Here is a 15,128-nt window from a genome sequence, read left to right on the forward strand (position 1 = left end):
ATCAAGCCCCATGGTTCACAGCTCGTTCCATGTGGAGGATCGTGCGAATCGCGGCTGGAGAGATGGCCAAGAGAGGTTAAAGCACTCCCGAGCACCTGGCAAGGGGGGCGGACAGGGGGGCGGGCAGGGGGCAGGCACCCGCTCGGACGCTCCCCGCCGAGCGGGGGGCCCTTGACCCGGCACGGGCGCGGAGGGCCGGCCCTTCCTAAAACCAGTCCGATGACAGAGCTCGCCCGCCCCGCGATGGCCACCATGCCCGTCGCCGGGCGACGCGGTTCTCCGCTACTCCGGCCGCTGCCATCGGTCGGGCAGCCAACGCCAGAACGCCCACCAGGGCGTCTGAAGGACCGCCAAACGTGCCCGCTGTACGGGATCCATGCGCCGTGGCGTCGTGATCTCCCTCATGCTCAAGAGGAATCTCTCTCGCTCGTGGAACTTCTTCCAATGTCTGTAAGAGGACGCGAGAAACAGACTGAGCCCCAGGAGGAGCACTGACGCGAGCAGATAGAGAGTCGTTCGCACAACACGCTCGTATGATGATCGTCGTACGACTCACTCCCACGCGGAAGTCGCGGTCAGGACATGGGCTTCACAGCGAGCGCCCCCCTGACCTTCGCCCTTTCACCGGCGGCATCCAAGCTCCCTTCGCAACCAAACTCAGTGATTCCGGACACCACCGCCACCAACTGCACCCCTGGCTCGCTCCCGACCCCAGCTGGCGGCAACAACCAACTCATTGAGCCTTGCCCGCATGCGGTTCCCTGGGGCCAGGAGGCGGTTCGCGACCTGGGCCAGCCTGCGCCGCCTCCGCCTGGCCGTACCGGATTACGCCCAGGATCCGGAGGGCCCAGAGAGTGCGACAGGCCTCCAGGTTCGAAAGGTAGGAGACCTGGCAGATCTGCTCTACCGAGGCCCGGCCGTTGACGTGGGCCAAGACCTGTTGCTCCTCGTCCGTCAACCCGAGCTTGACAAGGACCTCCGTGTTGCCGGTGGGAACGGGAACGGAGCTCATGTCCCCGATCCCGCGATGGATGAGGCTCCAAGCGCGGATCCGGCGGATCCCCTCCAGGATGAGATTTTCCATGGGAAAACTGAGGATCACCACGTCCTCGAAGCCGATCTCGCCCGAGGTCAGCTCGTACTCCCCGTGGGTCCACGTGAGGACGTCGAGCAGGATCTCCTTCACGTGCTGCTGCATTGCGGGGAGCAGATCCAGTGGCTCGAGGACCCCCATCTCCACCAGGACCGTCCCCAGCCGCTGGCCGGGCTGCATCCTCTGGCTGCCCTCCCGGTACTGGCGAGCGGTGATCTTGCCTCGCCGAAGCAGGCTCTCGCCCATGCGTTCATCGGGGTCGCTGCTTTTGGCGTAGATCACATGGCCCATGTGCAGGTATAAGCTCTTAGTGACCGACCCGTTGCGAAAGGTAAGTATTCCCGTCTCCCGATTGGCCAGCGCCGATAGAAGTCGCTCGGGAACGCTGGCGTCTTGGATCATCCCCCGAGTCACGGTGTGACCCCCAGGCTCGCCTCGGAGATGCTCATGTGACAGCTGCCTTTTCCCCGGCCATGACCCGCGTCAATGCCTCTGGGACAGGAGGAGAGGAGCAGGCGAGGCCCGGGGAGAACGCCGCAGTATGCGGTGCGCAGACGCTCCTCCACCTTCCCTCCATTCAGGCCGCCTGGAACCCGGCGTCGATCCATGCGGTCTTTCAGCCTTCCCTTTGAAAGATCTGGATCACCCGCGCAACCAGCGCCTCGACCTCACCGGAGCCCTTCGGAACCAAGTCGTCAGCGCCATGGATGGTACGAGCCTCCTCCTGGTTTTCGATGGGGAGCCCCGTGTAGAGCACGATAGGGATGCCCACCCACTCCATCGTGGCTTTGATCACGTTGATGACGTCCCGCCCCGACATCGGGTCTGGAAGCCCGAGCTCGAGCACGATGACGTCGGGTCTCTCCGCAGTGATCGCCGCGATGGCGGCCCTGCCGTCTGCCACCGCTCGTACGGGCACGTTTGCGGACTCAAATGCCGCGGCCGCTTCGCGACGAGCCTCATCGTCATCGTCGACGAGAAGCACCGCCTTGCGTCGACGGCGGGTGCGCACCGGCTGGAGGCTGGCAGAGGCCCCAGGCCCTCCTTCAGCAGGCATGCTCGAGAGATCACTTCTCCCCGACGCGAGTCCCGACGACTGCGGTGGCGCAAAGCGTGAGCTCACCATCGCAAAGACCTCGCGTAGGATCAAAAGGCTTTCTTCTTGTCCCCTTGCGAGCGCCCGCAGCTCGACTAATAGCCCCTCCGAGTCCCAGACCGGACTCAACGCCGGGCTCGGGGCCGGGGATTGAGCCGCCGGAGCTGGGGAAGAGCCCATTGCCATGGGGCTCGGACCGCCGATGGGTGTCTCCGTGGTCGCGGGGGCCCTGAGGCGAGCGCCGCACTGCGGGCAATTGAGGAAGCGCTCTTCGTCTGGGGTTGCAGTGATGATGCCCTTGCAACGTGGGCATTTCGCCGTCATCTCTCCCACCTCTATCTCCGGTTCTCCGCTTGTGGCGGCACCAATTCGCTAGCAACTTCTCTACAGGGTCAGTGCGACCGGGCCCGGCCGTCGGGAGAGGGAAGACCGATGGCGATGCGACCAGGGCCGCTCAGGTAGACGCTCGCCTCCGAGAATATGACCCGCACGGCCTTGGCTTCGCTGAAGGAACTTGCCTGCAACATCAAACTGGCGCTGCCGGCGGTCGTCAGTCCAGAAGAGCCGGCAGAGAATGCGGTGGGAGTGCGGCTCCCGTAGCCGACCAAAGCCGACACAGGCTGCCAGCGCCCTCTGGGCATGAAACCCCTCCTGAGCCCCGATTGGCCGCCGAGCCTTTTCGGCTCGGCGGCCTCACGGGGGTTGATGCTTCGGCTAGCGCGATGAGGTGCCGGCAAGCGCGCTGTCAATCGTCCCGCCTTCAGTGCTGGAACTTGACCTGGTTCGCTTTCACCTGGGCTGCGGTCAGCGAGCAGGACGTCAGGGTACCGCTCACGTGCACCTTGGCCCCCGCCACGAGCAGCGTCGCATCGCATGTGCCCTTGATGCCCGCGCAGTCAAAGCTCGCGCTCGTGGCGTCGACGCTCACGAGCCCGCTCGACCGGTTGCCATTGACTGACATCTTGAACGTCTTGCCCGAGGCCGAGTTCACGGAGCCCTCGAGCTCGATCGACGAGCCCACCGTGCCGCCGTCGATCAGGCAGGTCTTGGTCCCGTCGTTGGTCCCGTTGTTGTTCTCGTTGTCGGTCTCGTCGGTGCCGTTGATCTCGACCTTGACCATGATGACGACGGTGGTCGTGATCTGAACCACGAGGTTGATCTCCGCCTGGGTCGGTACGCTTGTGATCGTGACCGTGCCGAGGGTCACGCCGTTGCTGGTGAAGACGAGGGTGAAGGTGCCCGCCGGGAGTCCATTCAGCTCGAAGCTGCCGTTCCCGGAGATCGTCGTCGAGATGGTGGTCCCCTGCACGGTCACGGTGATGCCGCTACCCGTAGACATCGCTTTGAACGCGCCGGAGGAGGAGGCGCTCGCCGAGCTCTGGCCCATGGCCAGGCCGTGCAGGTTCACGCCCGCGCTCGTGCCTGAGGGCGAGGTCGGGCTGCTGCCGCAGGCGGAAAGAGTAAGGGCCAGAACGGCAACTACAGCCGGGAGAAGAACTTGAGAACGCTTCATGCCTGCCTCCCAATTTGGGTAACGGTCAGAACTCTCGCTCATGGCGGCATTTACGTCCGACCGGGGCCTTTATTTCGCCCGCTTGTCTCGTTTCCCCGACATGTGTGATCGGCGTCACCAGCGCCTGGGTCAGTAGACGCTCGCTTCCGAGCCCGGCGGGCCTTCAAGGAAGCCCGCCTGGTGCCCAAGGGCCGTCACGGCTTGGATAATCGGAGCCGGACCAATCGAGGAGCAGCTCGGACGTCCGCACGGGAAAGCGACTCCGGGACCCTTCCGGCGCGAAGCTCGGACCCAGTCCTGCGAGCGCGTCGGTCTCGGCAGTAAGGCTCGACAGGTTTGGCTGACTTGGCTGGGCACGCACTAGGCTGGGCGGATGTGGTCCCCACTGGTCTATGCTAGGTGACGGACAATGCACACTCCGAGGCGCTTTGCGCGCGCCCTTCTCTGCGGCGTGGTGTTGGTGCCGGCAACGGCGCTCGCCCAAAAGCCGCCCAAGCCGCCCCCCCATTCCAAGCGCCCGCCCCTTCCTCCTGGCGCCAAGGGGCATGGTCAAGGAACTGCTGGACGGACCGAGCTGCCCGTGCCCGCAGTGGGGGGTGGCACCGGAAGCCCGACCAGCGCCGTCATCCTCGCCGCGTGGCTCGACGACGCCGAAACGCTCGCGCCGGGCGCGGCCACGATCGGCTTGTCGATCGGCCGCGCAGAATCGCTGGACGGCGGGGAAACGGACGCGCCCGTGGTCAACGCGGCGGTCGGAGTCTCGAGCCGGCTACAACTGAGCGTCAGCTTGCCTTTCTACTGGGCGAGCTACAACGACGGCTACAATGCGAGCGGCCTCGGCAACACGTACGTCGCCGCCAAGGTGAAGCTCGTGGACCCGAATCAGCATGCCGTTGGCCTCGCCGTGGCCCCCATGCTGGAGATCTTGAGCGACGCGGCCGTGTCGGACACGACTCTCGGGCTCTCGCGCGTCAACTGGGCCCTCCCGGTGAGCGTCCAGGTCACCCGAGGCCCCACGCGGGTATTCGCAACTACAGGGTACTTCTCGCGGGGCGCGGTCTTCTTGGCAGGCGCGCTGGAACGGGCGCTATCCCAGCGGGTGACTCTCACTGGCGCCTTGTCGTACATGCACGCCACGGGCACGACCGCGACGAGCGACCTGAACGGGCTCAGCCGGTCGCGTCTGGACGCGACCGCGTCGGTCACGGTGCGTGTCTCCCCGTCCCTGTTCGTCTCGGGTGCGGCGGGACGCACCATCTCGAGCCTGGATCAGAACGGCGCCACCCTGCTCGCGAGCGCCAACATCAGCTACGCATTCAGCCGGACGCGGCCGCAGCCCTGAATCCCTCACGCCCTCGGGGCTGACACCTAAGCGCCGCCTCCTGGGCGACGACTTGCATGAGTGCGTGTTCCTCGTAAGCTTCACCCATGGCGAATCTCCCTCCCGCGGAGGAGGAGGACCTGGAGGCGATCCGAGCCGTCCTCTCCGGTGACGATGAAGCCTTTCGCCCTCTCGTCGACAAGTATTCCCGCTCCATCTTCAATCTGGCCTACCGAATGACAGGCAACGCGGCGGATGCGGAGGATATGGCCCAGGAGGCTTTCCTTCAGGCCTTTGCGCGCCTAGGGGACTTTCGGGTCGGCTCGCGGTTCCACCCCTGGCTGTACACGATCGCCCTCAACCTCTGTCGCAGCCATCTGCGCCGACGATCGTTGCCGCGGTGGTTAGCGTCGCCTCGGGAGCGCGAAGAGGAGGGCCGGGAGCCGGAGCTGTCCGAACGATCGCCCGATCCGGAGCAGGCATTCCTCGCCCGGGAGGCCGAGGAAGGCCTCCAGACGGCGGTGGCGTCCCTGCCTGTCAAATACCGGGAGGTGTTCGTCTTGCGCCAGTCGCAGGAACTGTCGTACGAGGAGATCGCCGCCCTTCTGGGGCTGCCGCTCGGCACCGTGGAGGTTCGCCTCTTTCGAGCCCGGCGGCTCCTTCTCAAGAGTCTCGAGGCCAGCAACTTAAGAAGGGCTAAGAAGAGGGCGAAATAAACCCCCGGTCCCCCCGTATATGAACGCGAAGAGGTGGATACGCGATGGCCAGCAATCCCTGTCGACACCCGATCGAGGGTTGGCTTCACAAGAAGGCAGACGGCCGCCTCTCGCCCGAAGAGGCGGTTGCAATGGAGCAGGTCGTCGGTAGCTGCCCTGCTTGTGCGGAGCGGGTGGCCTTGTTCGAGTGGGCGGGCAAGACGCTGCGTGGCCAGAGGGCGCTCCCCGTTGGCTTTTCAGACAACGTCTTGCGGCGTTTGGCCGCCCTTCGATCTCCGGGTCGGTTACGCGAGCGCCCTAAGACGGCTCTCTACTGGCTGCCGGCCGCCGTCAGCGCACTGGCTGTGGGCCTCGTAGTCTTCTCTGTGTTTATCTTCCGCGGCCGCGCCCCGCTCGAGGCCCCTAGCGTCCAGGTCGAGCTGAAGCTGGCGGGCGAGAAGGCGCGTAGTGTCGCCATCGTCGGGGATTTCACCGGCTGGGATGCCGTCGCTATGAGGAAGGGCGAGGACGGAGTGTGGAAGACGCGGCTCTCCCTTCCGCCCGGTCGTTACCGCTACGCCTTCGTGGTGGACAGTGACAAGTGGGTGGCCGATCCGCAGGCCGCCACCGTGCTTGACAGCGGCTACGGCGGGGCCGACTCGGTACTCGACATTTCCCTCTGAGGGCCAGGACAGGAATGGGCTTGATCGCGAGGGACGTCCTGTTGGACCTGGCCCGGCTCCGAGCCGGGATGGTCCTCCTCACCCTGGTCGCGTCCGGCCCGGCATGGGGCGATGCCTCCTTCGACGCTAGCGACATCCGTGGCCGGCTCGAGTCGCAGGGTTTCACGCCCTCCCAGGCGCAGGCCGCGCTGGCCATGCTCGACCGCGCCGACGGTCACGGGCTTCCCGCATCCACTCTCGTCAACCGCATACGCGAAGGGATCGCCCGACGGGCCCAGCCTTCGGCCATCCTGGGCGTCCTCACCGATCGCCTTGCCGACCTGGAGAGGGCGGACGAGGTGACGCGGCGCTGCGCCAAGGAAGGGATCACGGTCCGCGATCGGGACCGCTCCGTCGTGCGGCTCGCCGATTCCTTCTCGATGGGGGTGACACCTGGGGATGTCGTCACCGTGGTCCCGGCAGCGGCAAGGACGCGGCGGGATCTCGAAGCCGTCTCCCGGGCCGCCGAAGTCATGGGCCGGCTCACCCAGAGGGGGTTTCCGCCCGCGGACACACGGGATGTTCTGGCCGCCGCCACGGGAGCGGGCTGGACGCGAGAACAATTGGATGGGCTGGTGGACGTCTACACCGAAGCTCAACGCCTCGGTGTCGGGAAGGAGAAAGTGCGTCAGATTCTCGCCCAGGGGATTCGAGACCGGAAGGAACCGTCGCACTTGATCGAAGACATGAAGGAGAGCACGAAGGCCGCCTCCGCCTCCCATCCCTCCGGCGAGTCACACTCCTCGAATTCGCCCGCTTCCGGATCGTCCACCTCTGCCGCCGGAAAGGGAGGCAAGGGCGGGGCCCCCCACGGCGCGGGCCCGAAAGTTTTGCCTCACCACCCTCCCCCTCCCCCGCCCCCCCCGCGACCCCACCCCTGATCGAGCGCTCAGCCCATCCGCAGGTTGCTAGCGGGCGCGAGAGCGCCGGCGTGCCTTGATGAGGACGCCGATCTCATCCGGACGCGGGTTCACGAAGTCGAGGCGGATCCGACCGTCCGCCGTCTCGGACACCACAGCGGGGATGGAGCTGGCGGTCAGGATCCAGCCCGCCGGCAGCACGACCGCATTCCGCGGTCGGCCGAAGCTGCGGTCCCACACCAACTCCTCGCCTTCGACCCGGTACCGCTCGGGATCGGCGTAGGTTTCGCTGATGCGCAGCCGCACGCTAGCCCCTCGTGCCACGGGCGTGAAGCGTACCAGCACGACCTCGCTATCGGGCCGGACCGGCTCGCCGATGTCGAGGCCGGCGGCCGTGATGGCATTGCCCCTGACGATCTCGGCCTTGAGCTGCTCACCCGTATCCAGGATCCGCGCCGCCGGGTTCGACACCGTGCTCCCCTTGCGGACGACGTTGATGTAGCGGTCTGTACCTTCGCGGGCCTCGGTGTAGTCGTGGTAGAGGTCGAAAGAGTGCGTCTCGGGGTCGCGGAGGAAGTAGACGATGTCGCGATCCTGGTGCGCGCGCTCCTGGAGCCTCGTCGGCGCTTCCTGGGCGAATGCGGCGTTGGCTACCGCCCATCCCGCGGCGAGCATGCGCAGGGAGAGGCCCGGCCTCACGGCAGCCTCCTCGCCTTGAGTACCACCGCGGCCTGGCCGGGGAAAGTGTTGATGAAGCTGACCACAACGCGCCCATCCGCCTCCGTGAGCACCTGGGCCGGCACGTTGCAGGCGATCAGCTCATAGCCGGCGGGCAGCGCCACGGCGTTGCGCTTGATGCCGAGCGGGCGCGAGAACACGATGTGGTCCGCTTCGACGAAGTAGCTCTTCACATCCTGGTAGGTCTTCTCGATGAGGAGACGCACCCCGCCCTCGGGCGGTACCGGGCGCGGGAGCTGGACCGCGATGTATTGATCGCTGGGGTCGGCCTCGGAGACGCCGCCGGCGCCTGCCTCGCGCCCGCTTACGACTGCAAAGCGCAGAGGGCGGCCCGTAAGGCGATCGCTCACCGCCTCGTCCGTAGCCACGCTGCCCTTGCGGATCGGGTTGAAGAACCGCGTGGCCCCCGATGTGGTTGCCGTCACCTCGTAGCGGATGCGGAAGCGGCCCGTGCCGGGCTCGAGCAGCTCGTAACGGGTGTACTCGTCGGCTTCCGTCTGCGCTGGTGCCGAGGGCGGAGGTGACGGCCCCGGGGCGGCCGCGGCCGACGAGACGGCGATGAGCAGGGCCAATACGTACTGGGCATTGTGAGCTCCGGGCACAACGGATCTCGGGGCTGGAACGCCCACGTCCTGTCCACCGATCAGACGGCGCGAGGACTCCCTTCCGAGGCTCTTCACGCTGGCTATCATAGGGCGCGAAGCGGGGAAAGGGTACGTCCTAGCCGCTGCCGTTCACCCTGGCATAGGGACTGCCCCTTCCGCTAGGGCGCCAAAGGACGCAGGCGCAAGGCCCCGAGGATCGCCGTCCCTGTCTATCGGGAAGGTGCGGAGCACAGTGTCAATCGACGCTCGATCCTAAGGCCGATGGTCCTCCTTTTTCGGGAAACCGACGCGTGACTGAAGCGGCGACTGATCCGGGGTGTCTTCAACAGCACGCTGACGCAGCGACATTTGGCGCGTGCAAGCGATACCATGGGCCATGACCGTCGCGGCAGACTCACGTCTCGGCTCTGTCAGAGTCTTCAGCGTCGCGATTGCGGGGCTGATCTCGGCCCTCTACGTCGCTGCTGAGGCTCCGTCACCGTCGCCAGCTGGCAAGACCGCTGTTCTGACCGCATCCCCGGGGCCGCGACAAAATCCCTGGAAGAGGTCTTTCAACCCGTTCCGGGGCGATGCAGAGTTCCTTTGGCCCGCCTCAGCCGGCGTATACGAGCCACTCCTTGTCTACAACCGGGCCACCGGCCGCTACCTCTCCTGGTTGGCCACGAGCTACGCCTGGAGCCCCGACAACCTCAAGCTGCGCTTTGCCATCCGCCCCGGGGTCCTGTGGTCGGATGGTGTGGCGTTCGCGGCCCGCGACGTCACGTTCACTTTCGAGCTCATGCGCCGAGTGCCCGCTCTGGACCGGCAAGGGATCTGGACCTTCCTCTCCTCGGTGTCGGCCATCAGCCGAGATACGGTCGAGTTCACCCTGAAGCGTCCATTCACGCCAGGTCTCGCCTCCATAGGGCAGTGCGCCATCGTGTCCGAGCACAAGTGGAAGGACATCGCCGACCCCGCGGCCTTCGACGATCCTGCCCCCGTCGGCACCGGCCCGTTCACCGAGGTCAAGCGGTTCGAGCCGATGCTATACGAGCTGGGTCGGAACCCTAAGTATTGGCAAGCCGGCAAGCCTGCGGTCGAGCTCCTCCGGGTCCCGCTCTACCGCAGCAACGACGACGTCTTCCGGGCGCTCCAGGCCGGTGTGCTAGACTGGGCTTCGCTCTTCCTGCCCGATGTCGAGAAGTCTTGGGTCGCCGCCGACCCCGCCCATCGCCAGTATTGGTTCCCGGACTTCGGACCGATGGTTCTCCTCTACCTGAACACGCAGCAGAAGCCCCTCGACGACCGGAACGTCCGTATGGCGCTGAGCATGGCCCTGGACCGCCCCAGAATCGTCAAGGAGGCACTGAACAACTATGTGGCCGCGGCCGACACGACGGGTCTGGCCGATTCGCAGCGCAATTGGAAGGATGCCGGCCTGCTGGCCGGCAACCGTTGGACTATCCGCGACGTGGGGCGGGCGAACCAGCTCCTGGACGCGGCCGGCCTGGCTCGGGGCAGCGGCCAGATCCGCTTGGGCCCCTCGGGTCCCCTGCGCTACGAGCTCAACGTCGTGAAAGGCTGGACGGACTGGGTGGCGGCGGCCGAGATAATTGGGCAGAACCTCGCCGAAATCGGCGTCGCCGTCTCCGTCAAGGCGCTCGACTACAATGCGTGGGACGACGCGCTGCGGCGGGGCCGATTTGCGCTTAGCATGGGCTTTGGAAGCCGGGGCCCCGACCCGTGTCAGTTCTACCGCGACGTGATGGATGGATCATTGGTGCGGCCCGTGGGTGAAAGAGCCGAGGCAAACTTCAATCGCTTTGCTAGCGACGACGCGACGCAGCTCGTTAGACGGTTCGAGGCCCTCTCCGACGAAAAAGAGCAGCGCCCGTTGGCTATTGCGATGCAGAGGCTCTTCATCATGAACGCCCCGAGCCTGCCCCTCTTTGCGAGCCCGCTCTGGGGGGTGTTCAACACTACTCACCTAAGTGGGTTCCCGACGCGGTTCCGGCCGTTTGCGAGCGCGGTGCCCGGTGTCGGCCCCCCCCCGGGGGGAACGGACGCCCTCCCCGTGCTGGTCGAGGTCCAGCCTCGCTGAGTGTCGCGCGTGCCGTCGGCGCCTGCCCCTGCATCGGCGGTCGCTCTCGGGTTGGTTTGCCAAGTACATAATCCGCCATCAACGTCGCTTTCTCTTCTTCGTCGTGCACAAGTGTCCGATACACGACGATAGCCTGAAAGTCGCACCTTGGTGCATTCCCCTCAGTAACACGCCACCCGACAATACTTTACCCCCGCCGGTCGCCGCCGCTAACCCCCAGAATATCGAGTGGCACATCGGTTGCTGTAGGAATCAGCGTGTGCGGTGTGCTCTCCTTCTGATTCGGAGTGGCACTCGGCCGCGCCGCGTCCCGGAGGCGTGGGTAGAAGGTCAAGGAGGAGGGTCTCGGTGGCTAAGCCAGAGGGTCTCATACCGAAGATGGCGTACGCAGTAAATGGCGGAGCTCGGGATCTGACGCTAGCCTCAACCGGGGAGACTCTGGCCGAGTGCGACCCGAGGCTAGCTGACCACGAGCATCCGGCAGTGGCGTTCCGAACGGCAGGCAGCGCGCGCTCCCCACGCCGAAAGATGCGCCGCCTCCGGACTGCCCGCGACGAGGCGGAAGATCCTTGGGGAGAGAGCCCGGCTTGGCGGCGGGTCGTGGCCATGGTCGAGTCCGCGGCCCCCGTCGACGCCCCCGTGCTGCTGCTGGGCGAGTCAGGCACGGGCAAGGAGCTGCTGGCGCGGCTCCTTCACCGTCGCAGCGCGCGCGCCTCCGGACCCTTTGTCCTTGTCAACTGCGCAGCCGTCCCCCTCGAAATGTGGGAGAGCGAATTCTTTGGCCACCGGAAGGGCTCCTTGGCGGGCGCCCCCACTCACCGCGCGGGCCGGTTCCAACTGGCGGACGGCGGCACTCTCCTCCTCGACGAGGTCGCGGCCATGCCCGCGGCCAACCAGGCCAAGCTTCTGCACGTAATCGAGAGCGGGGAGTTCGAGCCTCTGGGCGACGACCGGCCCCGCAGAGTCGACGTGCGGATAGCCGCTTCCACCAACAGCGATCTGCAGAGAGAGGTCGCGGAGGGACGCTTCCGGCCGGACCTCTATCACCGGCTCAACGTGGTGCGGATTGCCCTGCCCCCTCTCAGGGAACGCCCGGAGGACATCGAGCTGCTAACGCGGAGGTTCGCGGAGAGGACCGCGGCCCGGCTAGGCAAGGCGAGGCCCGCCATCGGCTCCGAGACCCTGGCGCGTCTCCGCGCCCATTCCTGGCCCGGCAATGTGCGCGAACTCAAGAACTTGATCGAGCGTGCCCTCATCCTGGACGAGGACGGGGGTCTCGGGGCCGTCGACTTCGCCGTCGGTGGGACCCCCGGCGCCCCCGGTCTCGATGGGGATCTCAACCTGCGCGGTGCCCTCGGCCGGCTGGAACGTGATCTGCTTCTCGAGGCCCTGCGTCGCGCCGGAGGCGTGCGCAAGGAGGCGGCAAGGCTTCTCGGCATCGATCGCCGCAATCTGGCCTACTACCTGCGCAAACAGGTCCCGTTGTTCGTCCGCAAGGCGGGGCCGCGGGCCCACGCCAGCGGAGCCCAGTCTTAAGTTCTCAAATCAGATCGATCAAACCAGGTCCTCGTCGGGTTCGGCGTTGTCAGCCCCCTTGCCCAGAGTCCAGATTCCAGTAGACCGCCCCTGACGCAGGTGGAACTGACTCAGTTCGGCAGACGCCCTTGACAAGGCAGACCGGGGGTGTCCGAATGGACAAGAGAATCGTCCAACGCTAGAGAGGGTGAGACTCCGAGACGGGGCGCCTGGTCCGCCGGGGGAGGTAAGAAGATGGGCACGCGTAAGGCCGTTGTCGCTCTCTGCGCGGTGATCGCAGCAGGGGGCCATGGTTCGGCGCTTTCGCAGGAGGCGGTTCCGGGCGCCAAGGCTGAGATCGTCCGGCTGGACGCCGTCGTCACTGATACCAATGGGAACCCGATCCGGGACCTCTCCCGAGAGGACTTCGAGCTGCGTGACGATGGCAAGCCCCAGCGGCTCACGCACTTCGCATTTGTCGGCAAAGACGGGGCCACGGAGGCCAAGGCCACCGCGGAGCCCCCGGAGAAGGGCGCAACCGCCCCTGCAGCCGCCCCTGAAGAGGAGGCGGCCCCGCAAGCCGGTCGCCAGATCGCGATTCTCGTCGACGACCTGCACATCTCGCCGGGCAGTCTGGAATCCGTCAAGGAGGCACTCCGACGAGTCGCCGATGAGTTCCTCCGTCCCAACGACAACGTCGCCCTCATCACGACCAGCTCTCCGGGCGGCGTCCAGGCCCTCACGCAGGAACGCGCCACTCTGAAGCAAGCGATCAACGCCCTGGCTCTCAACCCGCGCGCGACCGCGCCGGGGAAGGACTCGCAGATGACGCCGGAGCAGGCGGAGCTGATCCTACGCGGGGACCGCAACGCTCTGCTCCTCGCCGCGAAGATGATGGTTGAAGATCCAAGCAGCGTCTACAACGACCCCCGAGGGACGCCCCGAGGGCAAGTCGGAACCGGGTCGGGGGCCAACCCTCGGAGCGTCAGCCCGGACAAGGGCGAGCAACAAGCTGCGGTGGAGGCTTCGTCGCAGGCCCGAGGGATCCTGATGGAGGCACTGCGCTTCTCGACCGTGTCGTTGAGCAGGGTCGACGACATCTTACGCGGCCTCGCCTCGCTACCCGGACGCAAGCTCTGCCTCCTGGTTTCGGAGGGGTTTCTGGTAGGAGCCGGCACGACCGAGGAGCGCACCCAAGAGCTGCAGCGAATCATCGACGCGGCTACCCGCTCCGGTGCCGTCGTCTACGCGCTCGATGCCCATGGTCTTGCCACGGATATGCGGGATGCCAGCCACGAGCGCCAGACGTCATCGGCGGGTCTTCAGGCGATCGTCGCCCATCAGGGCGGCGCGCTCATGCGCACGACTCTTCAGACAGTGGCGAACGATACCGGAGGTTTCCTCGTGCGCGGGACAAACGACCTCACGGCGGGCATGCGCCGGATGCTCGCGGACAACGAGGCTTATTATCTTTTGGCTTACGAGCCAGTCAACCAGAAGCGCGACGGGCACTTCCACAGGATCGAGCTGCGCCTGCCGCACCGCCCTCAACTCGTGGTTCGGACGCGCAAGGGCTACTACGCGCCACAGGAAGGGAAGGTGGCGGGCGCCCCCCCGCGTGGCCTCACCGAATCCGACAGCCTGGCGGTTCTTGGCCAGGCCATCCCCACCAGTACCAAGCTCAGCATAGCCGCCGACTTCCTCGCTCTTCCTACCCTCGGGCCGCATGCGGTCGTCCGCGCCCACGTCGATGTCGGCGGGCTCACGTGGCGGAGGGGAGATGGGCGCCTCCGCGCCGCCCTCTACATCGTGGGCGGCGCCTACAATGCAGACGGCAATCCCGTCGGGACGCCTTTCCGGGCCCGCCGAGAACTGGACCTGAGCCAAGCCGAGTACGAGCGGGCCAAAGTGGAAGGCATCGACTTTCAACAGCAGGTTCCCCTCGAGGCGGGCCGTTATCAGATCCGGGTCGTGGCCCAGGACCCCGACGGGCAGACCGTGGGCGGGGCAACGCAGTGGGTCGAGATTCCCAACCTGGCAGACCGGAAGCTCGCGCTGAGCGGCATCTTCCTGATGTCGTCCCCCACAAGCGGGGGGAGTCTCGCCTCGAAGCCCGCGACTGGCGGCCTCACAACCCGGGACGTGCATGCGCTGCGCCGCTTCAAGCGGACGGACGGGCTGTACTTTCAGTTCTACGTCTATAACCCCGCGGTTGACGACCAGGGAGCCTGCGACGCCGTGATTCAGGCCCAGATCTGGTCGCAGTCGAAGGTTGTGGCCGCTTCGAAGCCTCAGCCAGCCACGCAGTTGGTCAAGGACGGCGCCTCCATCACCCAAGCCAACGGGATGAGTCTGGACAGCCTGGCCCCCGGCCTCTACGCGCTGCGCATCGTCGTCGTCGACCGCAAGGCCAATGCGACGGCCTCCCGTAACATCGACTTCACGGTGGACTGAAGGGGGCCTAGGCCACGAGCACTTCAGCGACCAAGGGGGTCGGGTCCCACACGCGTGACGAAGGTCAACGCACTGGTGCCGGCCTTCGCGGAAATCTCCCAGCAGCCCCCGCTGGGGAACGTCAGCCCGCTGGCCTGGAACCCGGTTGGATAACAACAGGGAATCCTGGCCTTCAGCGCTGACGCCTCTCCGTCGAGTCGGCGCCCCGAGACCACGAGTTGCGTGCCCTGAGGCCGGATCCAGAGCACCTTGTTGCCCTTCTCGCCCGCCACCATGTGGGGGGCATCGGCTCCGGCCCAAACGCTTTGATCAGCATTCACGTACCAAGGCCCGGTACCGAAAGGGTCCGCGTTTGGATCCCGCGGCGGCTCCGCGCGGATCGGCTCCGTCACCGTACAGGGCCCACTGGCGGCGGGCGATTCCAACCCCAACCCCG

At 66.3% G+C, this 15,128-nt stretch carries 15 protein-coding genes; 7 read left to right on the forward strand and 8 right to left on the reverse strand.

Features of this window, described 5'->3' with window-relative positions:
- Positions 1-282: 282 nt before the first annotated feature.
- The 5 genes from VN461_17975 to VN461_17995 form a co-directional block, all read right to left on the reverse strand.
- A complete protein-coding gene (locus VN461_17975; GenBank protein ID HXB56662.1) occupies positions 283-522 on the reverse strand; it encodes a hypothetical protein in 240 nt (79 codons plus the stop codon).
- A 211-nt stretch (positions 523-733) separates the two neighbouring features.
- Entirely contained in the window at positions 734-1,495 is a 762-nt protein-coding gene (locus VN461_17980) for a DUF4388 domain-containing protein (protein ID HXB56663.1), read from the reverse strand.
- Positions 1,496-1,709: 214 nt separating this feature from the next.
- Positions 1,710-2,243 carry a response regulator gene (locus tag VN461_17985; protein ID HXB56664.1) on the reverse strand — a complete coding sequence of 178 codons (534 nt, stop codon included), beginning with the start codon at positions 2,241-2,243 and terminating at the stop codon, positions 1,710-1,712.
- A 338-nt stretch (positions 2,244-2,581) separates the two neighbouring features.
- Positions 2,582-2,830, reverse strand: coding sequence for a hypothetical protein (locus tag VN461_17990; GenBank protein ID HXB56665.1), 249 nt, complete (start codon positions 2,828-2,830; stop codon positions 2,582-2,584).
- A gap of 119 nt (positions 2,831-2,949) precedes the next feature.
- Positions 2,950-3,702 carry a hypothetical protein gene (locus VN461_17995; GenBank protein ID HXB56666.1) on the reverse strand — a complete coding sequence of 251 codons (753 nt, stop codon included), beginning with the start codon at positions 3,700-3,702 and terminating at the stop codon, positions 2,950-2,952.
- Between the two features lie 580 nt (positions 3,703-4,282).
- Between VN461_17995 and VN461_18000 the strand changes: the two genes are divergently transcribed.
- The 4 genes from VN461_18000 (at position 4,283) to VN461_18015 (ending at position 7,321) form a co-directional block, all read left to right on the forward strand.
- Entirely contained in the window at positions 4,283-5,044 is a 762-nt protein-coding gene (locus VN461_18000; protein HXB56667.1) for a hypothetical protein, read from the forward strand.
- Positions 5,045-5,130: 86 nt separating this feature from the next.
- Positions 5,131-5,739, forward strand: coding sequence for a sigma-70 family RNA polymerase sigma factor (locus tag VN461_18005; GenBank protein ID HXB56668.1), 609 nt, complete (start codon positions 5,131-5,133; stop codon positions 5,737-5,739).
- Between the two features lie 44 nt (positions 5,740-5,783).
- Complete coding sequence (locus VN461_18010; GenBank protein ID HXB56669.1) at positions 5,784-6,401, forward strand: hypothetical protein; 618 nt, start codon at positions 5,784-5,786, stop codon at positions 6,399-6,401.
- A 14-nt stretch (positions 6,402-6,415) separates the two neighbouring features.
- On the forward strand, positions 6,416-7,321 hold the full coding sequence (locus tag VN461_18015; GenBank protein HXB56670.1) for a hypothetical protein: 906 nt from the start codon (positions 6,416-6,418) through the stop codon (positions 7,319-7,321).
- A gap of 27 nt (positions 7,322-7,348) precedes the next feature.
- On the opposite strand, the gene VN461_18020 is transcribed toward VN461_18015, so the two are convergent.
- Positions 7,349-7,999 carry a hypothetical protein gene (locus tag VN461_18020; GenBank protein HXB56671.1) on the reverse strand — a complete coding sequence of 217 codons (651 nt, stop codon included), beginning with the start codon at positions 7,997-7,999 and terminating at the stop codon, positions 7,349-7,351.
- A complete protein-coding gene (locus VN461_18025; protein HXB56672.1) occupies positions 7,996-8,640 on the reverse strand; it encodes a hypothetical protein in 645 nt (214 codons plus the stop codon). The genes VN461_18020 and VN461_18025 overlap by 4 nt, the downstream gene beginning before the upstream one ends.
- A 379-nt stretch (positions 8,641-9,019) precedes the next feature.
- Between VN461_18025 and VN461_18030 the strand changes: the two genes are divergently transcribed.
- The 3 genes from VN461_18030 to VN461_18040 all read left to right on the forward strand — a co-directional run bounded on the left by VN461_18030 (position 9,020) and on the right by VN461_18040 (position 14,692).
- Positions 9,020-10,723: an ABC transporter substrate-binding protein gene (locus VN461_18030; protein HXB56673.1), complete on the forward strand. Its 1,704-nt coding sequence runs from the start codon at positions 9,020-9,022 to the stop codon at positions 10,721-10,723.
- Positions 10,724-11,251: 528 nt separating this feature from the next.
- Positions 11,252-12,259: a sigma-54 dependent transcriptional regulator gene (locus tag VN461_18035; GenBank protein ID HXB56674.1), complete on the forward strand. Its 1,008-nt coding sequence runs from the start codon at positions 11,252-11,254 to the stop codon at positions 12,257-12,259.
- Between the two features lie 234 nt (positions 12,260-12,493).
- Positions 12,494-14,692: a VWA domain-containing protein gene (locus VN461_18040; GenBank protein HXB56675.1), complete on the forward strand. Its 2,199-nt coding sequence runs from the start codon at positions 12,494-12,496 to the stop codon at positions 14,690-14,692.
- Between the two features lie 23 nt (positions 14,693-14,715).
- Here VN461_18040 and VN461_18045 read toward each other — a convergent pair.
- The coding region (locus VN461_18045; protein ID HXB56676.1) for a hypothetical protein at positions 14,716-15,128 on the reverse strand (413 nt) is incomplete at its 5' end.

Source organism: Vicinamibacteria bacterium, assembly GCA_035570235.1.
Classification (GTDB): Bacteria; Acidobacteriota; Vicinamibacteria; order Fen-336; family Fen-336; genus DATMML01.